This is a genomic window from Silvibacterium acidisoli (genome assembly GCA_022870745.1).
Taxonomy (GTDB): Bacteria; Acidobacteriota; Terriglobia; order Terriglobales; family Acidobacteriaceae; genus Silvibacterium.
Map to the genome: position 1 here is coordinate 5,252,755 of CP085323.1, position 24,110 is coordinate 5,276,864.

At 56.6% G+C, this 24,110-nt stretch carries 16 protein-coding genes; 4 read left to right on the plus strand and 12 right to left on the minus strand.

The genetic code is table 11. The annotated features are described in order from the left end of the window. Position 1 precedes the first annotated feature (1 nt). A complete protein-coding gene (locus tag LJD29_RS21430) occupies positions 2 to 1,267 on the minus strand; it encodes an efflux RND transporter periplasmic adaptor subunit (RefSeq protein WP_446743619.1) in 1,266 nt (421 codons plus the stop codon). 63 nt (positions 1,268 to 1,330) lie between these two features. Here LJD29_RS21430 and LJD29_RS21435 point away from each other — a divergent pair, with 63 nt between their 5' ends. Continuing rightward, positions 1,331 to 1,987, plus strand: a complete 657-nt coding sequence (locus tag LJD29_RS21435; RefSeq protein ID WP_446743620.1) for a TetR/AcrR family transcriptional regulator — start codon at positions 1,331 to 1,333, stop codon at positions 1,985 to 1,987. Positions 1,988 to 2,014: 27 nt separating this feature from the next. On the opposite strand, the gene LJD29_RS21440 is transcribed toward LJD29_RS21435, so the two are convergent. Further along, entirely contained in the window at positions 2,015 to 4,435 is a 2,421-nt protein-coding gene (locus LJD29_RS21440) for an ABC transporter permease (RefSeq protein ID WP_446743621.1), read from the minus strand. A gap of 129 nt (positions 4,436 to 4,564) precedes the next feature. Further along, on the minus strand, positions 4,565 to 5,533 hold the full coding sequence (locus LJD29_RS21445) for a metallophosphoesterase family protein (protein ID WP_446743622.1): 969 nt from the start codon (positions 5,531 to 5,533) through the stop codon (positions 4,565 to 4,567). Between the two features lie 399 nt (positions 5,534 to 5,932). On the opposite strand from LJD29_RS21445, the gene katG reads away from it, so the two are divergent. Both katG and LJD29_RS21455 read left to right on the plus strand, forming a co-directional pair. Beyond that, entirely contained in the window at positions 5,933 to 8,128 is a 2,196-nt protein-coding gene (gene katG, locus LJD29_RS21450) for a catalase/peroxidase HPI (RefSeq protein WP_446743623.1), read from the plus strand. 176 nt (positions 8,129 to 8,304) lie between these two features. After that, a complete protein-coding gene (locus LJD29_RS21455) occupies positions 8,305 to 9,114 on the plus strand; it encodes a 3-keto-disaccharide hydrolase (protein WP_446743624.1) in 810 nt (269 codons plus the stop codon). 58 nt (positions 9,115 to 9,172) lie between these two features. On the opposite strand, the gene LJD29_RS21460 is transcribed toward LJD29_RS21455, so the two are convergent. Continuing rightward, a complete protein-coding gene (locus LJD29_RS21460; RefSeq protein ID WP_446743625.1) occupies positions 9,173 to 10,078 on the minus strand; it encodes a universal stress protein in 906 nt (301 codons plus the stop codon). 151 nt (positions 10,079 to 10,229) lie between these two features. Here LJD29_RS21460 and LJD29_RS21465 point away from each other — a divergent pair, with 151 nt between their 5' ends. Next, positions 10,230 to 11,228, plus strand: a complete 999-nt coding sequence (locus LJD29_RS21465; RefSeq protein WP_446743626.1) for a zinc-dependent alcohol dehydrogenase family protein — start codon at positions 10,230 to 10,232, stop codon at positions 11,226 to 11,228. Between the two features lie 7 nt (positions 11,229 to 11,235). Here LJD29_RS21465 and LJD29_RS21470 read toward each other — a convergent pair whose 3' ends face one another. The 8 genes from LJD29_RS21470 to LJD29_RS21505 all read right to left on the minus strand — a co-directional run bounded on the left by LJD29_RS21470 (position 11,236) and on the right by LJD29_RS21505 (position 24,096). Further along, complete coding sequence (locus LJD29_RS21470; RefSeq protein ID WP_446743627.1) at positions 11,236 to 12,471, minus strand: hypothetical protein; 1,236 nt, start codon at positions 12,469 to 12,471, stop codon at positions 11,236 to 11,238. A gap of 321 nt (positions 12,472 to 12,792) precedes the next feature. Continuing rightward, positions 12,793 to 13,950, minus strand: coding sequence for a tetratricopeptide repeat protein (locus LJD29_RS21475; RefSeq protein ID WP_446743628.1), 1,158 nt, complete (start codon positions 13,948 to 13,950; stop codon positions 12,793 to 12,795). Between the two features lie 103 nt (positions 13,951 to 14,053). Further along, positions 14,054 to 17,473 (minus strand): carboxypeptidase-like regulatory domain-containing protein, encoded by a 3,420-nt coding sequence (locus tag LJD29_RS21480; protein ID WP_446743629.1) that lies wholly within the window; start codon positions 17,471 to 17,473, stop codon positions 14,054 to 14,056. Between the two features lie 338 nt (positions 17,474 to 17,811). After that, on the minus strand, positions 17,812 to 18,537 hold the full coding sequence (locus tag LJD29_RS21485; protein ID WP_446743630.1) for a GntR family transcriptional regulator: 726 nt from the start codon (positions 18,535 to 18,537) through the stop codon (positions 17,812 to 17,814). A gap of 47 nt (positions 18,538 to 18,584) precedes the next feature. Further along, entirely contained in the window at positions 18,585 to 20,177 is a 1,593-nt protein-coding gene (locus tag LJD29_RS21490; RefSeq protein ID WP_446743631.1) for an alpha-N-arabinofuranosidase, read from the minus strand. 81 nt (positions 20,178 to 20,258) lie between these two features. After that, complete coding sequence (locus LJD29_RS21495) at positions 20,259 to 21,632, minus strand: sugar porter family MFS transporter (RefSeq protein ID WP_446743632.1); 1,374 nt, start codon at positions 21,630 to 21,632, stop codon at positions 20,259 to 20,261. A 260-nt stretch (positions 21,633 to 21,892) separates the two neighbouring features. Continuing rightward, positions 21,893 to 22,717 (minus strand): hypothetical protein, encoded by an 825-nt coding sequence (locus LJD29_RS21500; protein ID WP_446743633.1) that lies wholly within the window; start codon positions 22,715 to 22,717, stop codon positions 21,893 to 21,895. A gap of 26 nt (positions 22,718 to 22,743) precedes the next feature. Next, complete coding sequence (locus LJD29_RS21505; RefSeq protein ID WP_446743634.1) at positions 22,744 to 24,096, minus strand: alkaline phosphatase family protein; 1,353 nt, start codon at positions 24,094 to 24,096, stop codon at positions 22,744 to 22,746. Between the last annotated feature and the right edge of the window lie 14 nt (positions 24,097 to 24,110).

Below are 24,110 nucleotides of genomic sequence, written 5' to 3' on the forward strand. Positions count from 1 at the left end.
GTTACTCCCCTGCCGTGGGCTTTTGTGCGGTGGAGGATGCGTTTGCCGGGGCCCCCGCATGCGGATCGACTGGCATGCCTTCCTTCAGCTTCTGCAACTGGTCGGTGATCACACGCGTACCAGGAGCAATTCCGCTGCTCACCACCCAGTTCGGACCCGACTGCTCGCCGAGGGTCACGTTCGCGATATGCACCTTGTTGTCAGACGAAACGGTGTAGATCTGCTTGACGCCCTGCAGGTCGTTGACGGCAATCTGCGGCACGAGAATCGCGTGCTTCAGCGTCTGGACATCCGCACTCACGCGGCCATACTGACCGGGACGCAGCACGTTGCCTGGATTATCGAATGAAGCCGCGATCCGGATCGCACCCGTCTGCTGGTTGATTTCACGATCGACGAAGATCACTTTGCCCTTGTGCGGGAAGATCGTGCCGTCTGAGAGCGTAAGCGTCAGGGGAATATCCTTCGCGCCCTTCAGCAGATCGCCGTGTCCATCCTGCCCACGCTTTACGAGCGCAAGATATTCCGCATCGCTGACCGAGAAATAGACTTTGATCGGATCGAGCTGCGAGACCGAGGTCAGCGTCGACTGCGGGCTAACCAGGTTGCCCACCTGCGTGGTCGCTACGCCGGCAACACCGTTGATCAGCGAACGCACGTGCGTGAAGCCGAGGTTCAACTGAGCCGTCTCGATATTCGCCTGCGCGGTTGCGATCTGCGCCTTCGCGGCCTCGACGCTGGCCTGTGCCTGCTTGAGCTGCTGCGTATCGTTGTCGAGCTGGCTCTGAGCGATGGCGCGCTGCTGTGCCAGCGGCGTGTCACGATTTACATTGATCTGCGCGAGGCCTTCCTGTGCATTCGCCTGCGCAAGCTGGCCCTTTGCCTGGCCGAGCTGGCCATTGGCCTGATCGAGCGCAGCCTGAAAAGGACGAGGATCGATCTGGAAGAGCACATCGCCCTTCCTGACCTGCGAACCTTCGCGGTATTTCTGCTCAACGAGGTAACCGGTCACCTGCGGCTGTATCTGCGCGTTCACAAAGCCATCAAGCGCCGCAACCCATTGATTGTTGACGGGCACGTCACTGGTTTCAGCGGTTACTACCGAGACCGGAATTCCTCCGGGAGGCATGCCCGCGCCTGGACCAGCGGGCTTCGCATCGCCTCCGCAACCGGCAACCAGAACGAGTGCTCCGAGAAGGCTTGCGCCTCCGAGAGTCCATAAAACTTCATATCCGCACTGTTTGAGACTACTGGATGTCTGTCGCACTTTTAAACTTCCCCCAAAAACATACATGCATGTATATTTTGAGCAGATTCAGAGGAAGTCGTTGTGGATGCAAAAAAGAAGTCGATAGATGCGCGAAAGGCAACAAATGACGGGTTTTCCACCGATCAAGCCAAGCAGGAACGCTCCACACGTACACGCCAGAAGCTGATCAGCGCGGCCCGGAAGATTTTTGCGCGCGACGGATTTGACGCGACCCGGCTGCAGGATATAGCAGCTCTCGCAGGCAAGACGCGCGGCGCTTTTTATGCGCATTTTAAGGACAAAGAAGACGTTTTCTTCGCCATTTTCGAGGAAGATGTGCGCCGCGACAAGAAACGCCTCGTTTCACATCTGAAACCCAATCCCAGTGACGAAGAGTGGGTTGATGCCATGGCGGATCATCTGCTCTCAATCCTAAGCAACAAGCATCGCATGTTGTTACATTTGGAATTCAAGCTCTACGTTCTGCGCCATCCGAGCCACCGGGAGCGACTGGTAGATCTTCATACCGCCCTGTGCCTAAGCGCGGGCAAGAGTTTTGAAGAGTTCATTCCCCGCGTGACGAAATTGAATCACCAGAAAACACGGCTGGAAGTCGCCCAGTTCTCATCGGTGATCGATGGCTTCGGGTTGAACAGCATGTATTATCCGGGCACGATGAAAGACGAACTGCTGATCGATCGCCTGAAAATCGCGATCCGCACCATCCTTCGTCCATAGTCTTTCAAGGCCACCCAGCGGACCACGTCACTCCGTCCGCAGAGCATGGATCGGATCGATCGCTGCGGCACGACGCGCAGGCAGCCATGTTCCCGCAAGTGCCAGCAGTGGCAGCAGGCTCATTGCAGAAAGCAGTACAAGCGGATCGTACTGCGAAGTTCTCAGCAGTTCTGCCTCGCGTGCGAACCTTCCTGCGGCGAAGGCCAGAGGCACTCCCGCGGCCACACCGATGAGCGCAAGAACTCCCGCGTGGCGCAGCACCATCCACATGACCGACGCACGATTCGCTCCCAGAGCCATGCGGATTCCGATCTCTTTTGTACGCTGCGCGGTTACAAACGACAGCACACCGTAGATGCCGACAAACGACAGCAGCAGCGCGGCTCCGGCAAATGTGCCGAACAATGCCAGGGCAAAGCGCGGACCAGCGTACCCGTACATCTCCAGCATCTGGCGCAGCGAACTCGCCTGCGAAACAGGCTGATCCTTATCGATGGAGTAAACTGCCTGCCGCACCGTCTGCAGCATGCTGTCAGCATTCACGGAGGTCGAAACAATCAGCGTGTTCGCTGCAGGCACGACGGTGTATGGCAGGTAGATTTGCGGCGTCTCTCGCGAGAAGCCGAGATAGCTTGGCAGGTTCGCAATGACTCCCACAATGACGAACGCATCGTCCTTCAAGCCGTCCTTCGGTAACGACTTCAGTTCGGGCAGATGAACGACCTGGTTAAGCGCGTTACGTCCTTCAAAGTAGCGCTGGGCAAAGTTTGCCGTGACCACGACTTCATGTGCGCCGGCTTCGATTTCACGATCGTCGAGGAAATGGCCGGCTACCACCTGGAGTTGCGCCATCGACGGATACGATGGGCCGGTAAGATGGAGCGCAACGAAACGCTTGTCCATCTCCTGACCGGGCAACTGCACGTTGATTCCATTCATATCGACGAAGGGAAAGGCATCGTCTATCGTGACGTCATTTACACCGGGCAGTGCCCGCGTCTTCTCCATTAACTGGCGATAGAAGCTGTACTGGCTTGCAGGGGTGGGATATCGCGCGCTGTCGAGCGGAATCTGCATGGCCAGCGTATGATCCGGCGAGAACGAAGGAGGCTCATGCTCCACGGCAAGCAGCGATCGAAACATGAGGCCAGCCGTCATCAGTAAAGCGAGAGAAAGCGCGATTTCCGTCACCACGAAGCTGCTGAGGATTCTCCTCTGCGACTGGCTCCCCGATGCGCGGGTGCCGTTCAAAGCCGCGGTCAACCGTGGATGCGCACTGTGCCACGCCGGAGCCAGGCCGGAAATGAACACCGTCACCAATGCGATGCCGATCGATGTCAGCAGAACGGGAATGTTCATGGTGATGACAGATTCATCCGGAATCGTATCCGGCGGAACGATGCGCAGAGTCGCCTGCAGCCCCGCATACGCAAACGCGACGGCAACCGGGATAGCGATGATGGCCAGCAGCAACGACTCCGTGAGCGCATAGCGCACCAGGCGCTGGCGTGAGGCCCCGACCGAAGCGCGGACGACAAACTCGTGCTCACGGTTCACCGCACGCGCCAGCAACAGCCCGCATACGTTGACACAGGCGATCAGCAATAAAACTCCAACTGCCCCCAGCAGGAGATACAGCGTGCCGCCCAACGCTGACTTGAACATCTCTGGAAAAGGCATCAGACCCAGCCGCAGGTCTGGGGGAAAAGCATGCTGGACTTTATGCGAAAGCTCCGTGAATACGGCCTGTAGCTGGGCGGAAGCCTCCGCTTCCGTCACACCCGGCTTCACACGGCCCACAAGAGCGAAGTTGTGCTGCCCCTGCACACTTTCTCCACCCTCCATCGGTATGGGCAGATAAACATCCGCGCCTCTCCACAGAAAACGAGGCGGCATGACGCCGATGATGGTGCGTGGATGCCCGTTGAAATCGACCACTCGTCCCAGGATGGATGCGCTGCCGCCAAAGTGAGACTGCCAGTAGCGGTAACTGAGCAAGGCAACTTCTCCGTGCCCCGGCTTCACATCACTGTCATTCGAAGCACGGCCCAGGAATGGCTGCACTCCCATAACGTCGAATGTATTGGGTGTGATGTAGTTTCCGCGGATCTGCTGTGGATCCCCAAGGCCCGTAAGTATGACCGGGCTGATTGTCGATGCCGTGACCCCACTGAAGATCGTGGTGTTTTTCACGATGGTGTTAAATGCATCGGGAGTATAGACATCCCATCCGCAGCGTGACCAGTGCGAAGAACATAGCTTCGGCGTTGCGAGAGTGTTTACATCCTTGTATGGGAACGGATCGATCAGCACGCCGTAGGCAACGCTGAACACAGCGGTTGCGGCTCCGATGCCGAGAGCAAGCGTAAGAACAGCCGTGATTGTGAAACCCGGCTGTTTACGCAACAGACGAAACGCGTGACGAAAGTCCTGCAACAAGAATCCCATGGGGCACTCCCTTCGCGAATGCAACATGGTACCGCGAAAAAGCTGCCAGGGACGAGAGCAAAGAACAATGGCAGCATGCGATAGGATCCGAACCGATCGCATGCTGCCGCAGGAGTTTCAAGCGAGTCATTAGCTCAGCTTGTAAGGAGTGGCGAAATGCGTGGCCCACTCCGCTCGCGCACTGTCCATCCAGCGAATGGTTCCCTTTGAAGAATCGGCTTCGAAAACCATGAATGCGTTCGGATCGTAACGTGTCGCGGCTGTGACCGTATGCTGCGGCCCGAAGGTGTGCGCGAAGTCGACCCACTTGTGCCAGTGCCCCGCGATCACGATCTGAATCGAGTCCTGATACTTGCGCAGCATCGGATGCAGGCCGTAGTCCTTCACCTCGGTAGGCAGCACGCTCCAGAGCGGATAGTGAATAAAGACCACGGTAGGCTTGCGGGCTTCGAATTGCGCCTCCGCCCACTGCAACTGCTCTTCACCGAGCGAGCCGTATTCCTTTCGCAACCTCGGGGACTTGTCATCCCACGTCTCGCCTAGGAAATTATTCAACATGACGAAGCGAAAGCCGTGTTCGTCGATCGAGTGGTATGGCTTGGTCTGGAATTTCGCTTCGAAGAGCCGGTGAGACATCTCGCGCGAAACCGCAGGCACGTCGTAGTCGTGATTTCCCCAGCCAAGCATCACCGGTGCTTCAAAGCCATCGATCAGCTTCTTTGCGATGTCGAGACGGGTTTCGTTCTGAAAATAAAAGTCGTAATCCGTGGAGGGATAGTTATGAAAAACATCGCCGGGGATGATGATGCGTTCGACACGGCTGCCGTCTGCAAAACGAATCTTGTTGATGGTGTCGCGGGCAATTTGCAGCCGCTCATTTGCCTTCAGGATGCTCTCGTTATCTTCGACTCCGTTTTCAGATCCAGGCTTGTAAAAGCGGTCGATCACATGGCTGTCTGACACCACGGCAAAATGAAAACGACCACTGCCTGCTGTCGAAGACGCAACGGCCTGTTCCGCACTAAGAGTAAATGGGTTAATTGCTGCCCCAAGCGAGGCAGCGCTCAACTGCGCGAATCGTCTGCGAGTAATCTGCAACTTCGTTCATTCCTTCTGGCTAAGAATTGATTTGTGCAGCCAGGCGGGGCCGGCATGCAATGTGTGGGCATTTTCTTTTCTATTACAAGCTTGTAAATCCAGCGTGAACGTAAGGGCATCTTCTTGAAACATTCTCATTTCACTCGTGACCAAATGAACCAAATACTGTCGCGTAAGGGCCTTCCATGTCGCCGGCACTCCTGCTCGGCGCGAGAAGATGCGGTTTCATTTCCGCATTTCTGCCCGCTGCCCAAATCCATAGGAGATGCCTATACTCCGAATGGGTATTGAGTATTGGAACTATGTATTTGCGCGGTGCTACATTCATCTGGTCAAGATCGAGCCTGGATATTTCCGTGAATCCGCAGCTGATCTTGCGCAAACAGAAGGAGAAAATGCATGTCGACTGAAGCGAAGTGCCCATTCCCACACCACGGCGGCGGCACAGCTACGACGAATCGCGACTGGTGGCCTAACCAGTTGAACCTGAACCTCCTGCACCAGCATTCGCCTCTGTCCGATCCCATGGGGAAGGATTTCGACTACGCCAAAGAGTTCAAGAGTCTCGATTACGAGGCCTTGAAGAAGGACCTTACAGCGCTGATGACGGACTCACAGGACTGGTGGCCCGCCGATTTCGGCCATTACGGTCCCCTGTTTATTCGCATGGCCTGGCACAGTGCCGGAACGTACCGCACCTTTGACGGCCGCGGTGGCGGCGGCCGCGGCCAGCAGCGCTTCGCCCCGCTTAACAGCTGGCCTGACAACGTGAACCTTGATCGCGCACGCCGCCTTCTGTGGCCTATCAAGCAGAAGTACGGCAAGAAAATCTCCTGGGCCGATCTTCTTATCCTCACCGGCAATGTTGCCCTGGAATCGATGGGCTTCAAGACCTTCGGCTTTGCCGGCGGCCGCGCCGATGTATGGGAGCCGGATCTCGATGTGAACTGGGGCCATGAATCCACCTGGATGGGAACCGACAAGCGCTACTCTGGTGAGCGCGATCTGGCGAATCCCTTCGGTGCGACGACCATGGGTCTCATCTACGTGAACCCGGAAGGGCCGGAAGGAAAGCCAGATCCGGCGGCTGCTGCACATGATATCCGCGTGACTTTTGGCCGCATGGCCATGAACGATGAAGAGACAGTCGCGCTGATCGCCGGAGGCCACACTTTTGGCAAGACTCACGGCGCCGGTCCGGCTAAGCCTCACGTTGGACTTGAGCCCGAAGGTGCGGCGATCGAAGAGCAGGGCCTCGGCTGGACGAGTGCCTACGCGACCGGCATCGCAGGGGACGCCATCACCAGCGGCCTTGAAGTCACCTGGACCAGCGAGCCGACGAAGTGGAGCAATCTCTTTTTTGAGAACCTCTTCAAGTACGACTGGGAACTGACAAAGAGCCCGGGCGGCGCGCACCAGTGGAAGCCAAAGGGTGACGCTGGCGCGGGTACTATCCCTGACGCGCACAATTCGTCCAAGAGCCATGCTCCTGCTATGCTGACCACCGATCTGGCTCTGCGCTTCGATCCTGTATACGAGAAGATCTCGCGCGACTTCTACGAACATCCAGAGAAGTTCGCCGATGCCTTCGCCCGGGCGTGGTTCAAGCTCACGCATCGCGATATGGGCCCGCGCGCACGTTATCTCGGGCCTGAGGTTCCCAGCGAAGAGCTTATCTGGCAGGATCCCATCCCCACCGTGGACCACGTGCTGGTCGACGAGCAGGATGTTGCTGCTCTCAAGGAGAAGATCCTCGCTTCGGGACTCACGGTGTCGGAGCTGGTCTCCACGGCATGGGCCTCGGCAGCTTCTTATCGCGGTTCCGATAAGCGTGGCGGCGCCAACGGCGCGCGCGTTCGTCTCGCTCCTCAGAAAGACTGGAAGGTGAACCAGCCGGAGAAACTGGCGAAGGCGCTTGCGACCCTCGAAAAGATCCAGGGCGAATTCAACGCGTCGCAGAAGGGCGGCAAGAAGATTTCGCTTGCCGACACCATCGTTCTTGCCGGCGCAGCGGGCATCGAAAAGGCAGCTAAGAATGCTGGAGTCAACGTCGTTGTTCCCTTCTCACCGGGCCGTATGGACGCCTCGCAGGAGCAGACCGACCTGGAATCCTTCGCGGTGCTTGAACCGGCCGCGGATGGCTTCCGCTCTTATTCGAACGGCCACGCTACCGGGACGGCCGAAGTAGAATTGCTCGACAAGGCGCAGCTGCTTACGCTCACCGCACCGGAAATGACTGTGCTTGTCGGCGGCTTGCGTGTCCTCGACACCAACTACGAGAAGAAACAATATGGAGTCTTCACAAAGCGTCCTGAAGCGCTGACGAATGACTTCTTTGTCAACCTCATCGACATGGGAACTGTGTGGAAAGCGGATTCCGACGCCAAAGATACCTTCGAAGGCCGCGATCGCAAGACCGGCGAAGTAAAGTGGACAGCGACACGCGCTGACCTCATCTTTGGATCGAACGCTCAGCTACGCGCACTCTCCGAGGTTTACGCAAGCACCGACGCGCACGAAAAGTTCGTGAACGATTTCGTGGGAGTCTGGAACAAGGTGATGAACCTCGATCGCTTCGATCTGGTCGCGTCGTAACAACAACCGTCCCCCAGGGTACGAAAACAATTCGACCGGATACGGCTTCCGTATCCGGTCGAATTGTTTTCATCAGTACGTGAAACCTGGAAAGGCTCGCCGGGCAAGGCGAGCCACTAAACGCAGTTCCAGTGTATGCTCATCGCATCATGAAGCATGCCTCCACGCTGTTCCGAATGACGCCTCTCTTGCTCGCAGCCGCAACCCTTGCTGCCGGGTCGCAGGTCTTTGCTCAGGCTTCCGACGCTACCAAGCCCAAGCCCGAAGACACTGAGTTCTACCAGCCCGTTCCGCCCGTGGTCACCCCGGCGGCGACCGTCGGCCAGCCACCATCCGACGCCATCGTTTTGTTCGACGGCAAGGACACACAGCAGTGGGTTGCCGCCAAGGACGGCGCGACTGCCGCCGACTGGGAGGTTCATGACGGCGTGATGACCGTGAAGAAGGGTGGCGTCGGCAATATCGAGACGAAGCAGAAGTTCAAGGACTATCAGCTTCACGTCGAGTGGAAGATCCCCAGCAGCATCGAGGGTGAAGGTCAGGCCCGCGGCAACAGCGGCCTCTTCCTGGCATCCACTGGCCCCGGAGATGCGGGCTATGAACTGCAGATTCTCGACAACTACAACAACAAGACCTACACCAACGGAATGGTCGGCAGCCTCTACAAGCAGGCTACGCCTCTGGCTAACGCAGCCCGCAAGCCCGGCGAGTGGTCGAGTTACGACGTGGTGTGGACTGCGCCGCGCTTCAATGAAGACGGCACCTTGAAAAGCCCCGCCTTCGCGACCGTTTTCCTGAACGGTGTGCTCGTCGAGGATCACTTCCAACTAAAGGGCGAGACCCGCTACATCGGCCAGCCTTTCTACAAGGCTTTCGACGGAGCACCCATCAAGCTGCAGGCGCACGGCGACAAGAGCGAGCCCATCAGCTTTCGCAATATATGGGTGCGCGAGGTGAAGCACTGGGATGTTGAGCCACACAACTAAATCGTTATGAAGCGATCGGCAGCGGATAAGCCGTACCTACCCGCTGCTGATCGCGTACTCATCGCCTGTGATCGCCGCCTTCCCCTGCCCTCGGCGGCATCAGCAACACAGGGCACGAAACCGTGCTCACCACCCTGCAGACCACGCTTTCATCGTTGCCTGCGTGTTCACGCGAGGGCGTCGGCGAGCCCAGGACAATCAGGTCGGGCTTCGTCTCATCCGCGACGGTAAGAATCGTCTCCGTCGTCTCACCCGCCCGGACGATATGACGGACAGGAACGGTGTGAGACTCATTGAACGGCGCCAGCATCCGTAGATGCGCCAGCTTATGGTGGGCCTTGACCATGTCTTTACTGTCTATGCAGTGCAGTGCGATAAGCTGGCTGCCCGCCAGCGTGTGCGCGTGCAGTAGCCCTGTATTTGCAGGCGAATTGAGATCGGTGGCAGCAAGAATCTTTTGCCATTGCCCGGCCTTTCTCACGGCCACTTCATCCGGCTTACCCACTATCAGGACGGGCACGCCAGACCGGAAGCCAAGCCTGCGCGCCAGCCTGGCTAACAGAGCACGGTCACTCTCGGACTCACTGCGTGAGCCCACCACCAGCATCGAAGGATGATGCTTCCTGATGATCGAATCGAGCAGGCTCAACATCTCTTCAAGTTGAATTGCATCGTGTACTCTTGCGACCACCGGCGCATTAGAACCTGTCTCCGCTGTCTCGCCGTTCCCGCCATCGCTTTTCGGAAAGCATGCTTCGGGGCCGGGAAGATATTCAAAAAATACGGACGACCCAAGAGCCTTTGCGAGAGCGTTTACGTATCGCACCGGATAAGACGCCGGATCGGAGAAATCGGACGCGAAAAGAATCGGATTAGAAGTACAGACTTCGCCCTCCTGCCTGCGATATTCTTCGGCGCCATTAATTTCAGGTTTGACTTCAGCGAGAAACGGTAGGGTAGCCATAAAGTCTCCTTCCGACGGCGATATACAAAGCCTCGCAGCTCTTGTATGAAGATATCCATCGAAGATCATTGCCGGATGTGATGTGCATCACAACTGCGGGCGGTGCTGATGCCGCAGACACGGAAGGTACACTGATTCTAAAGGTAAGGCCATGAAAGCAGCCGTACTCAGAACTCCCGCGAAGATCGACGACTCTCCGCTAGCGCTCGAAGACCTGCCAATTCCACAGCCAGGACCGGGCCAGGTGCTTCTCAGAGTCCGCGCATGCGGCGTATGCCGGACTGATCTGCATATCGTCGAAGGCGAGCTGCCGCCACGGCTTCCGGCTGTTACTCCAGGGCACCAGATCGTCGGCGAGATTGTCGAAGCCCATCGTCCTGAATACAAAACAGGTGCGAGATTCGGCGTCTCCTGGATAGGCGGAACCGATGGCTCCTGCCCCTACTGCGTAAGCCATCGGGAAAACCTCTGCGACAACCCCACGTTCACCGGCTATTCCTGCAATGGCGGGTACGCTCAGTACGCGATTGCGAGAGAAGACTTTCTGCTGCCGCTGCCGGAAGAGTTGGCGGACGAGGTTGCGGCCCCTCTGCTTTGCGCGGGAATCATCGGGTTCCGCAGCCTGCGGGTTGCCGAAGTCAAGCCGGGCCAGAAGGTGGGCCTCTTCGGCTTTGGTTCCTCTGCCCAGCTTGCGATCCAGGTGCTGAAGGGCTGGGGCTCTGACGTTTATGTTTCCACGCGCGGCGAGAGCCACAGGCAATCCGCGAAGGAGATGGGGGCTGAGTGGGCCGGTACAGAAACTGACATCCCTCCGGCGCAACTCGACTCCGCCATAACCTTTGCTCCGTCAGGAGATGTCGTCGTAGCGGCGCTGAAGTCGCTCAGGAAGGGCGGCATCGTAGCGATCAACGCGATACACCTCGACCGCATACCGCAATTCGACTATGACAGCCTGCTTTGGGGAGAACGTCAGATAAGAAGTGTCGCCAACATGACCCGCGACGACGGCCGCGCCTTCCTCGAGCAGGTATCGAAATTCGGGATCAGGCCTGTAGCAACAACCTACCCTCTGAGCCAGGTGAACGAGGCACTCCAGGCTGTAAAGCACGACAAGGCAGAAAACTCGGTTGTCGTCATGCCCTGGGCCTGACCTCCCGTCAGAACGGTCTGCCGCGAAAGAGGTAAACAAGCTCGACGACCAGGATGATGACGACCGTAAGCTCGAGAAAAAACGCCCGGCTCTGGTTGAACTGGTCGACCATGAAGCGATAGAGTTCCTCGGCAGTGCGAACCTTTTGAGTGACAAGGTCCTTGTAGTCGGGTACGCCGATCTTTTGTGCCGCCAGTTTGTAAAAGCGCGCGGCGAACATGTCGGACAGGAACTTGATTGCATTATCGGCACGCTCGGTAAGTTCATCGACATCGAGCAGCACCGTGTGCAGACCTGTCGCAGATCGGGCGAGCCGCCAGCGTGCCAGGATTCCAGTACCTTTATCGAGCAGCAGGTAGACGCGTTCCAGCTCCTCGGTGAGCAGGTCATCGTAGTGGCGGAACTCGAGCAATTGTGAGTTGGCGTACTCCAGCAGCTGGATCGCCGTCTCCGCGCCGGAAGCCGAATCGAAAAGGAAGGCGGCGTTCCAGCCGATGACTGCCAGGTCGTTCGCATAGTAAGAGATGCGCGCCTGCAACACCTCATTAACCTCGGACTCAGCGAGGTTGCCGGTGTCTCCGCGAACCACCTGGGCAATGCGCGCACCGTGTTGCTGGATAAGCTCGGGAATGCTCGGACTGAGGCAGCCGTCGGGCGCGACGATGTCGCGAATATGGAAGATGAGGTAATCTTCGCTGAGCCACTCACCATACGGCTTAACGATGGCCTCGGCAGCACGGGTCAGCTTGTCGCGGACAATGCGCGTGGCCTCAGCAGCAAAATCGATATCCCACACCCAGCGGCTGGCAAGGCCGGCCAGCCTGGACCAGCCGCCAACAAAGGGCCGTTCGAAGACAATGCTGAGTACGCCATAGTCGTAGTACTTGATCTGACCGGTAAGCTGCTCGCCGCTGGCGAGCACCAATGGCTCTACAGGCTCGACAATAGGCGGACGATCATAGTCGATGGCGCCTGTGATCGATATCTCAACTGCCGCCTTCGGCTGCGGTTGCGGTTTCGGCGCCGTGCGCGCCCCAAGAATCTCGCGCAGGCGGTCAAGATGAATGGCCTCGCACACGTCAAACTGCAGCAGCACAAGCACGGAACCGTGAAGCGTAAGCTCCTGCGACGTCTCCATGGAAGAAGTGAGAACAGCGGACTGGTTGGCCGGTTCGGACATGGGAGTGGACCGCCTTGCCGTGATCTTACTCCATCCCGTCTGCATGGCGTTTGAATGCAGCACGCCGCGGCATCTCAAGCCCCTCCACTATGCAGATTCTTCCCGGTACCACTGCAGAATGGCGAGTTCTCTACAACGGTGATGAGTGCAGCTTTCGGCCATGCATTGGCGGCAGGAAATGAAGGTTTATTGGCAGCAATTGCACCGGGCAATCGCTGAATATTGACCGGGAAGAACGTGGCTTCACCAGGGGCCTGATGCTTCATCGCCAACGTGATGTAGACAACCAGCGAAACGATCAAGACAAAGATGGCCCATATACTTCGCTCTCAAAAGGTAACCCTGCTGGCTCATCCACGCGCTATTTTTGTAGCCTCATCGGTATCACTTTTGCACCGGATGCAACTGGCGAAACACTGAATTATCGGCTTCTTCGACCATATGCTTCGTCTGGTTCAGCTCAGCACTTGCAGCCTTTTCATCTCCGAGAGATCGATAAATCCGTGCCAGTCTCCAATGAACCGCCGCGTCTCCTGGTTCGATCTTCGCGGCAGTGCTTAGCTCGCGTAGCGCTTCCTTCTTTCTTCCTGCGGCGTTATACAGCAATCCGAGATCGAGATGCCCCAACTCCATCGCAGGAATTTTCTGTACAGCGTCTTCCAGCAGCGGCAAAGCGTGGTCCGGCTTCTGTAACTGTATCTCTGTGTCCGCGAGATAAACCTGCGCTTCATAGTGATCGGGCACGTTTTCAAGCTCGGCCTCGAACTGCCCGCGCGCCTCGTCATATCGTTTGAGCTTCCATAGCACGTAGCCGAGGCTGAAATGAGCGTTGGGCTCCTTTGGATTGGCCGCGATTGCCGCCTGAAACTGGTGGATCGCCTCGGGATCGTTCTTCATTTCATCGAGCACTTCACCCGCAACCATATCCGCTTCGGCCGAATCAGGATTCAGGTCCACGATCTGTTTGTATACGTCACGCACACAATTGAAATCCTTGGCTCCCATGCAACTCTGTACCAATATCAGTCTCAGCTCAAGGCTCTGTAAATCATTCGATACCGCTTCCTTAAGGTAGGGGATAGAGTCCGCAAAGCGATTCTGCCCGTAGTAGGCCATGCCCATCAGCACGCTTAGCCGTTGCCGCTCCGGCGACGACTGAGGAGCAGCCTGCACAAGCGGGCGAATCGTTTCCGCAGCATCCTTAAGATCGCCAGACTTGAAGTAAGAAAGGCCGAGATTCAGCTTCAACCCCGGCATTTCGGGACTTAAGACGAGAGCCTTCTTATAGAGATCGATCGCATGCGCGAAGTCCTGGCGTTTGGCGGCTAAAAAACCCAGATGAGCGAACGCCTCCGCGCTCTGCGGCATCGCCTTGAGCACGCTTTGCCAGGCAGCTTCGGCTTCACCTGTCCTGCCCTGCTCTTCAAGAGCGATCGCTGACCGACGCAATTCTTCTGAACCAGGAGACTGGCCCGCGGCATAACAGCAGCTCGACAAAAGCAATGCCGCAAGAATCAACCACGGCGAGAGAACCTGGTTCATTGTTTCTCCGCTGCTATTTTTACTCCACACATGTGGTTCGGAAAACAGAATTTTCAGGAGAAAAAGAAAGGGCACGATAAGAATCGTGCCCTGTGGAGGCACTTCAAAAATGGAACTTGGCGCCAAGCTGCAGCACACGCGGGTCGTAAGCCGACGTGACTTCGCCGAAGTTCGAATCGGTCGATCCGGAATCAATGCCGTTAAATTGCGTGTGGTTGAAGATGTTGAAAGACTCAAATCGAAGCTCGAGGCCGGGAGCCCCTTCCCCTGAACCAAGCCTGATGGTCTTGAAGAGCGACCAGTTAAAGTTCAACCTTGCGGGTAACACAACAGCATCTTTGTGAGCGCTGCCGAACCCCTCGTTACCGCCACCGGCCCATGGTGCAATGGGACTGGCGAAGCCGGTGGTGTCAAACCATTCGGTTCTCTTCTTAAGGTACGCAACATGTTTTATCTGGTTCGGGCGATTTGTAGTCTGTCCACCCAGTCCGAGCACATCCGGACCGTTGTATGTCAGAGGCTGCGGCGCTCCCGACTGCGCAATGGTGATACCCGAGAATTGCCATCCCGCAAGAAAGCTTCGTGCAAGCGCACTGGAGCTATGTTCGAAGAACGGAAAGTTATAAATGTAGCTTGCATTGAAGATATGCCGGCGGTCGAGCGATCCCGATCCGTAGTCATACTTCAGATTGAAAGGATTCGACACACTGCTCAGATCGCCGCTTACCTCGTCGATTTCATGCGACCACGTGTAAGCCAGCTCGAATGTAACCCCGTGCCGGTTCTCCATTCGCAAGCCGGCTTGCAGTGAGTTGTAGTTGAAATGTGTCTCGTTCTCTTCCTGCTCGATCGAGCTGAATCCCGGATAGATACGATAGAGGTTCGCATTCAGCGTTCCGTCAGCGACACCTTCACGCAGGTCGTAAGGTGCAGAAGGATTGTTCACATCGGTCAAAGGTAGAGTGTTGATGCCACGATCGTCGTTCTGGTCCCAACCGATCGAACCTCCATATTGCAAGACCGCAATCACCGACGGAGCAACCTGCCGCTGAATGCCAAGACTGTAGGTGGCTGTACCCGGAGGCAGGTAGTTGTACGCCAGATTCGTCAGCGTTGAAGGAAAGGATTGGGTCGTCGTCTGCCCATTCAACGCGCTGGTGTTGGGATTGGAGAAGTAAACGTTTGTCGCCGAAGGCTGATATGCGAACGGCGGGTTCTGGGCAGCGTTGTAAACATCGTTTCCTTGCACCCTCTCATAGAAGAGGCCGCCGCCACCACGCAGCACCGTGGTTCCGTTACCCGAAAGATCGTATGCGAAACCAAGGCGCGGCTGGAAGGTATAGTAGTGGTTCTCGACGGCGCCTCGCGGAAAACCACCCACTCCTGCCTCGCGAATTCCGTTCAGGTAAAACGGCTGACCGTTCACACTTGTCAGGGAGGCTGGATTGAGAGTGCCGTCATTGTTCAGCGGATAGGCGAGATTGCGGTCATAGTCCGCTTCAACAAAGTTGGCGAACTGGTTGAAACGCTCGAAGGCATGCGGCATGCCGTCGTAGCGCACCCCAAGGTTAAACGTGAGACGCGGACTGACGTGCCAGTTATCGCTTACATAAAAGCTGTAATTGTTATTCACCCAATGCTTGTTCGCCAGATAATCGAGTTGCGTAAAGGTGGCCGCGTCGCCAAGCAGGAAGTTGACGTACGAGTCTCCGGAGAAGGTGCTTGCATTGAAGGCTGCGGTGCCCTGCGTGTTCGCCTGCAACTGCTGGTTTTTCACGATACGCAGATAGCCGAAGCCAAACTTGAACTGGTGACGTCCCTTCGTCCACGAAAGATCGTCGCGAACCTGGTAGGCGGCATAAAAGTTCTTCCAGGGAAAATAACTCGAGCTCCAGTTCGTTCCATACGGAGAACCCAAGTCGATCTCGGGCATACGCGCGCCGACATTATTTGCAAGCGGGAAGAAGGTCGTTCCCGTCCAGCCGGCAGGCTGAGCGGCCACGCCGATGGGGTTGATCTTCACCACGTTGTCCGCGTAATTGAAGGACGTTTCGTTCAGCAGTGTTGGTGAATACGTCTGCGTTAGCTTAAACACGGCTCCCCACGCGGGGTTTAGCATCGTCGATCCGCTCGTGGGATAGGAACTGTCGCCCCATTGCGGAGGATAAATCGTCTGCGTAACCGCGTCGTGTATGTAATGGCCCATCAGTTCCAGCTTGCTGTTGATGGCATGATCGATGCGAACAACGTCCTCGCGTACATTTGTCGGCTGCGGAATCGAGGAAATGTATTGGCTGTTTCCGAAATTAGGCTTCGGAAAGGTTCCGGCATTCAACTCAAGCACAGCATTCGGATCGATCAGGTTCGCTGGAATCGTGTTATTCGGGAAGGGTGATCCTGCGGTGAGTCCGTCCGCAGCATAGAGCCCGAGCTTGGCTGGATCGGTCGTGTTCGGGACGATCGGAACTGTTCCGTTGGAAGGAACACTGTAGGTAAGCGGCTGGCCGGCCGTAGGAAAATTGCTTGCCGCGATAGTGTTCACGATCGAGGGCGTCGAGCCAAGAACCAGACGACGCCACTCCTCATTTACGAAGAAGAAAGTGCGCTTACGCGAGTCGTTGTAGACATGAGGAATCCAAAGCGGACCGCCCACATTGCCGCCAAAGACGTTCAGCCGCAACTCCGGGCGTGCCTGCCCGGCAAGGTTGGTGAAGTAGTTGTTCGCGTCATAATCTTCGTTGCGGTTGAACTCCCAAAGACCGCCATGAAAGTCTTTCGTTCCCGACTTCACGACCATCAGAATCGTGCCGCCCGAACCCAGACCATAGTCGGGACTGTAGTTGCTGTCGAGAGTCTGGAATTCAGCCAGCGCATCGAGTGACGGCAGAAAATCAAAGCACCCTCCGCAGCCTCGATCGTTCATCTCGCCGCCATCAAGCAGATAGACGTTATGATTAGCCCGCGTACCGTTGAAGCTGATGCCGTTACCCGACGTATTCGCATTCACGGTATTGAAGTCAGGCAGGTTGTTCGATACACCCATGCCGAGTGCCGCCAACGACTCCATATTGCGGCCGTTCGTAGCAAGCTGCGTTACCTGCTGCCCGCTGATGAGGGTGCTCAGTTCACTGGTTTCCGATTGAACCTGCAGGGCATTCGCCTGGATCGTCACCGTTTGCCCCTGCGTGCCGACAGTCAACGAGATGTTTTCCTCAAGTGTCTGCGCCACATTCACAACAATTCCGGTCTTGGTGTATTTCTGAAATCCCGGCGCGAGTGCGCTCAGCGTATAGGTACCGACGCCAACGTTGGCGAAACGGTACGCTCCGACATCATTCGAAACAGCACTGCGCACCTGCCCGGTGGCAGCGTTTGTCAGGGCGATCTGCGCACTTGCGATGACCGCTCCCGTTGAGTCCTGAATAGTTCCGTTTACGGTCGCGTTGTCCTGCGCCGCCGCAACGCCGATTGCGCCGAGCATGAGCATCAATACGCAAATCAAGCGCCGTTGCAGATACATCATGATGACCTCCTGGAAATGCAGTACGAGGGCCCGTTTTCGCTCTTTACTGAAAGGAGAACCGGCCTTCCGCACTCTTCCGGCGGCTACTCCAGACTGGCCGCGAATTAGCGAGCGAAATCGGGTCAGCTCCTCTTCGGCGAAAATCTATAATTTATAATCTAGTGAGATGTCAAACGCTTATTTATAAATTTTGCGCCGCCCAGTGCCACTTCGTGGCTGATTTCAAAGGAGCGGGATCACGGCCGCCAGACATCCGCAGGGCCAGCCAGCGTGTTCACTCAAAGACTCTCTATAGGGAAGGTGCCGAATCACCCTGATTGCCAGGGCGTTTCGGCGTATTAAAGGCGCACTGCACTGCTGCCGACGATATCTTCTCCATCCAGCTCCAGCCCATACTGCGTGTTCCAGTAGTGGATCGTCTGTTGCACGAACGCTGTGCGGGCCTTCCCGGCATTGCGAGAGCACAGGCCCTCAAGAATTGCGACGTGCTGCTGCATCGCGGCCAGGCGCTCGCTGAGCGCACCAGGTATGTCAGGCCATCGGCCGGCAAGGGAAAATACAAAGAGGCGGAACGTGAGCTTTTCCAGCGTTTCACGAAGGTATTCGTTGTCGGCAATTTCCCAGATCCTGCGATGAAAGAGCACATCGTAGTCATGGAAGCGGCGTACATCCATCTCTTTCCCTGTTGCGGTCATCGCCATCACGAGATCTGTCAGCTCGCGCTCGCCTTCATTCGTCAATCGAACGGCGGCGCGCCCGATCGCAATGCTCTCCAGGGGAATGCGTACCTCGAGAATCCTTCTGTAGTCGTCCAGGCTGAGCTGAACAACATACGTGCCGCGTTGAGGTAGCTTCTTCAGCAGTCCCTGTTGTTCCAGTTCTCGAAGAGCTTCGCGTAACGTAGGTTGCCCAACGCTCAACTGCGCAGACCACTTATGCTCGAGAATGCGGTCTCCGCCCTTCAACTCGCCCGCAATAATTGCCTCGCGCAAAGCCTGCGCAGCCGCCTGCGGCGCCGATTGAATGGCAAGGGTACCGACAACTCGGCTGGCGGTCGTTTTCAATCAGAGCAATCCTCTGCTGAGCGCGTTCCTCTATCGCATACCGTGCGTCATCCTAGCTGGATCCGGATCGCAGCAACTGAAGCCGGTGGCATTCGTAGATGAACTGTCTCATCTCGCACCGTACATTCGAGAGTTCTGGTTGCCACCATCTTCGGCTGAGCGAAGGAATTATGCGCGTGCATATCATCAGAAGCGAGCACCGTAGCTGAAGCGCTCGCTGAACCACCGCCTCGGATGGCTATCTGGACATCTTTCGGCTGATCCAGATCGGGATGAACCAGCGTCACGGTAACGGTCTTTCCGTTCCGCGAAGCCGAACCGTTCAGGCCCCAGAACGTCTCCGCTTTGCCGTACGCAGAATAGCGAAGCGATGGCGCAGAAACCTCGGTTCGCAGCATGTCCGCTCCCTGGTGGGCCGCGTACATCTGGAAAACATAGAAATTCGGCGTCACGATAAATTTGTCTTCGTGGCAGAGAAACAGGGCGTTGATATTGTTGACCAGCTGCGCGCAGGTCGCAATGCTCACCTTGTCGGCATGCCGATTGAAAGCATCCAGCGTCAGCGCTGTCGCCAGTGCGTCGCGGACTGTGACCTGCTGCCCGAAGATGTGAGTCGGATCCAGCTCGGTGCCTTCGCGATACCAAGGACCGTATTCGTCTACGACCAGCTTCACGCGATGTTCGCGATCATATTGACCCATCACAGACCACTGATCAGTAATGATGCTCTCGACCAGGTCGCATTCCTTGAGGATGCCGTACCATTGGCCCTTATCGAAATTGAGCGCGTCTGCCTGTTCACGGTGTCCGTTCTCTTCGTGGAATCCGAACGAATAATGATGGATTGACCATCCTTTGAATCCCTTGTTCCGATAGGCATGCGGGCCGCCGAAGATCTCTTCGAAGAATCGATGTGTCCAGTCAATGTCATTGCCGTTCGGACCGGAGCCGATCAGTTGCAGATCGACGCCGTAGTTGGGAATCCACGTGGTGTAGCGGCGAAATTCCGATGCGTACTCTTCCGGAGTAAAGTTGCCGCCGCAACCCCAGCTCTCATTCCCGATGCCCCAGTAGCGGACCTTGTATGGATCGGCTGCTCCATTTGCTGCGCGTTGCTTCGCCAGTGTGGTGCTGCCTGCTGGGGAATTGCAGTACTCGACCCACTGGTCAAAGCTGAGTGCGGGGAGACTGCGAAGATTCGCCGCAACATAAGGCTCAGCTTCAATCAGCTTGCAGAAGCGCATAAACTCATCGGTGCCAAAAGTGTTTGGCTCAAAAACCTGCGCGCCCTTCTCGTGCAGCCTTTGAGCGTCATGATCGCCCTCCCAGAAGTTGGTTCGCGTGGGCCGATTCGGGCCAATACCATCTTTCCAGTCATAGCTGTCGGCAAAGCAACCGCCTGGCCAGCGCACCATGGGAGCTTTGATCTGGCGCATGCGCTCAATCAACTCACGTCGAATTCCTGCCTCGTTCGGAATCTTCGAGTCTGCACCCACCCAGACGCCGTCGTAGATGACACCACCAATATGCTCAGTGAAATGGCCATAGATGTTCGGTGAGATCTGTCCGGCACTTTCATCGAGAAAGACCTCAACGCGAGCATCTGCCTCCGCTGACCAGAGCTGTCTCTTTCCAAACAATGCCAATCCGATGCCAGCGCCTGCTGAGTATTGAAGAAATTGCCGCCTCTGCATGTGTCTCCGATCTGAAATGGTTTCGCCTTAAGTGATTTCGAGCCGGGCCTGAAGCTGCTCCAGGCTGTAGCCTTTTGTTTCCGGAAAAAATCGAAGCACGACGAAGAACTGCACAACCATCATGCTCGCGAAAAAGATGAATGGCATGCCGCCCGAGTGCGCAGCGACCACGGGAAAGAAGTTGGAGAGCGAAGCGCATGTGAGCCAGTGCGTGAAGCTGCCCAGGCTAAGCCCTTTGCCACGCACCGAGTTAGGAAAGATTTCGCTGATATACACCCAGATGACCGATCCCTGCGAAACCGCGAAGAACGCGACGAAACCAACAAGCGGCCAGACGAGCGCTCCACGAAAGCGAGCGCTGTAGAAAAAGGCGCCGGTAAGAGAGAGACAGATAAACGTGCCTACTGCGCCGATCAGGAGCAGCTTCTTACGTCCGATCCTGTCGATAAGCGTCATCGCGATGATGGTTCCAACGAAGTTTGTAGCTCCGATGGCCACAGCCTGCAGGTCGCTCGATACGCGCGAAGCTCCGGTGCTGCTGAAAATATCATTCAGGTAGTAAAGGATCGGGTTGATCCCCGAGAACTGGTTGAACAGCGCAGTCAGCACTGCCAGAATGACGCACTTCCTGTATCGGCGCGAGAAAAGAGGCTGGTTTCCGGCGGCGCGGTCGCTCTCGATCGACGCGCGAATCGCCTGAAGCTCAAGCTCCACGTTCTCTGCCGAAAGGATCGACAATACCTGCTCCGCTTCGTGCACACGGCCCTTCTCCACAAGCCACCGCGGGCTACGCGGGATGCGAAACAGCATCAGCCAGAAGAGCACGGCCGGCACGGCGGAGACAGCCAGTTTCCACCGCCACTCCTCGTTGCCGAGATGAAAGCTCCCGACCACAAAATTTGAGAAGTATGCGATAAGGATTCCCAGCACGATGTTGAGCTGGAAGGTCGCCACCATGCTCCCGCGACGCGACGAAGGCGCGATCTCTGCAATGTACATGGGCCCGATGACGGACGAGGCCCCAATCGCCACCCCGGCAATGAAGCGAAACGCGATAAGAAACAACCAGCCAGGAGCCACTGCACAACCAAGTGAAGAAACCACGAAGACCAGGGCCAGGCCTCGCAGGCTGGCACGGCGGCCAAAGCGATCCCCTGCGGCGCCTCCTATCGCGGCTCCCAGGATTGTTCCCCAAAGTGCGATTGCCACGGTGAAGCCGAGGGTTGACGGCGTAAGTTGAAACTGCGTCCTCAGCTGGCTGGTTACGCCCGCAATAACCGCCGTATCGAAGCCAAAGAGCAACCCTCCAAGCGCCGCCGTGACAGCACTCTCTACAGCAGCTCGTTTTGAAGCAGGCCGAACTTTAAGATCGCCGTCCAAACGGTTAACAGTCAACGACATGAATGTATCTGCTCCATATGAGCCAACTGGAATCCGCTAATTTATAGATAAACTATAATAAACCTGTCAACAGAGATTCTCAGAAGCAAGCAGCTTTTCCGTCGTTACAGAGAATGGTTTACGGCTGGCGGCCACCACAAAGAGGCTTTTGGCAGGATCTGAGGATTGATAAGGATTCGGAAAGCCCTGGACAAGAAAAGGGGACGGAGACAGCTGACGCTATCCGATCCGTCCCTGTATCAACCGATGAAAGCTGCCTCTCAACTTACAGATCGCAACGACAGACCTTGGGTCTTGTTTACTTCCGCGGGAATGAGTTGACCTCTGCAGCCGCCCTCCTGCGCACAAGAGGAATTGCCACGTGCTACCAGGAAGCGCGACGGACCAACAGGAACGATGCCCAGCGCGCAGTCGAAGACAAACTTCTGCGTGCTGCTGAAGTTTTCGTCGACCTTCAACAGCATATGTGGCGAGCCGTAGCAGCCGAACCACCAGTATCCGTCGTTAAAGGCCGCCGTTTGAATTCCCTTCGTGGTGTATCCGCTGTGCAGGGTGATCTTGCGAAGGAATTTCAGATCGCGGTCGTATTCATAGAGATAGTTTTCGTTGAAGCCTTCAGGAAGACCTCCGACCACGAGGAACTTGTTGTTGTGGTAGTAAATTCCTCCTGCTCCGTAGATTGCTTCACCTGCTTTGTGTTTTGACAGGAGGGTGAGATCTGCGGCGTCGTAAACGTATACCCAGGAATCGGCGAGACTCGTTGCGTCGTCGAACTTTGCCAGGTTTACCGGGACATACACCTTGCCGTCGAGATAGCAGGGTGCGCCATGATGCGCGACAACCGGAATCTTCTTCATCACTTTACCGTTGGCATCGGTCTTGACCAGCACGGTGGTGAAGGCCCAGTAAACGCTGTCGCGATTGTTTGTGCAGATGCCCTGCAGATGTCCGGGATAACTTCCCTCGCAGGTGATGGCGGCTGTTCCAAGCGGCTTTGCTGCTTCAGCAAGCAACGTGCGTGGCAGGAAGGCTAACGCTGCCGGCGCGAGTTGTGCGCGCAAAAATCCGCGACGTGAGAATGACATTTTCATTTCGATTCCTCTCTTGAGAGCTAGTGAGCAGCCGCCGATGGATGCGCAGAAAGAATGTTGACGCCTTCGACATCGCTCATCGTGATGCCGAGCAATCCTGCAACCACTGGGGCGATATCGACGACGTGCGCGCGAGGCAGACGGCGATGCTCAATGCCGGGACCGGTCACGGCAAACGATGCATCCAGGTTTCTGGGGCCGGGCGCATAGCCGTGCATGCCAATCTCCGAAGGAGCGGTGAGCCATGGACCGGTGTCGCCACCTTCCACTGAGAATCCTGACTTCATGTTGATCGCCAGGAACGAATTTGGGTATCCCTTTGCAACCTTCAACTGTTCGGCTGTCATGATCCGATCGATGCCCCATACGTTTTCCTGCAGCATGCGCTGAAAGGTTTCAGTGGCAAGATCGATGGCTTCCTTATCCTTCGGATCATGTGCGACAAGACCGAATGATCCTCCGCCTCCGAAAGCAGCAACGCGCCACTTCTCGGGATGGTCCTTGGTGCCGAGCAATCCCATGCTGGCCAGCACCGCTCCTGGATGCAGTGCGTGTTCTACCGGAAAGAATCCGTGATCGCTCACAATCACGAGATCCGTATCGCTGTCGCCGTCTGCCGTCGTGATTGACTTGCGCAGCACTCCAACATACCCGTCGATCTTTTCAAGCGTTGCGGCGGCCTGCGGGCTATCCGGACCGAACTCATGCTCGGCGGCGTCGAGGTCGACGAGGTGAATCAGCAGCAGGTCAGGCTTCTTCTGTTCTATGAGGAAAGAAGCCATCTGGGTGCGAATGCTGTCGTTGAAGGCTGTTCCAAGCGGGAGCTTGCCGGAGGCTTTTTCGTACTCCGCGAGCAGGCCCGGCGTACACAACGCCTGGTAAAAGAGCCGGTCATGCTCTGTGCGTACCGGGTGATGTGCTTCGGGAAAATTCAGATCGACGGAAGCTCCCTGCGTGACCGGCCAGTAGACGCTAGCAGTGCGCAACCCATTCTGATGAGCAACGGTCCACAGTGTCGGTGCCTGGATCAGCTGCGAATATTCGTACCAGCCTTCTTCCGCAGGCAGTGTGTGCTCCGGATCGAAGACATAGTTGCCGAGGATGCCGTGAACCGAAGGAGAAACGCCCGTCACCATCGATGTATGGCTCGGGTAAGTAACGGTCGGCAGCACGCCGATGAGTCCTTCAGAGACCGCGCCCTTGCTCACGATCTCATTGAGGTTCGGCAGATTGCGATGAGGATCTGGCAGGCCTGCAAGTACGACTCCACGCAAACCGTCGATGGAAACAACGACAACCTTGTGCCGCTCGGCGTAGGCGGGAACCATTCCGAGAGTGGCGGCCAGAAAAAATGCAAACAGTTTTGCTTTCACTCGTTGTCCTTTGT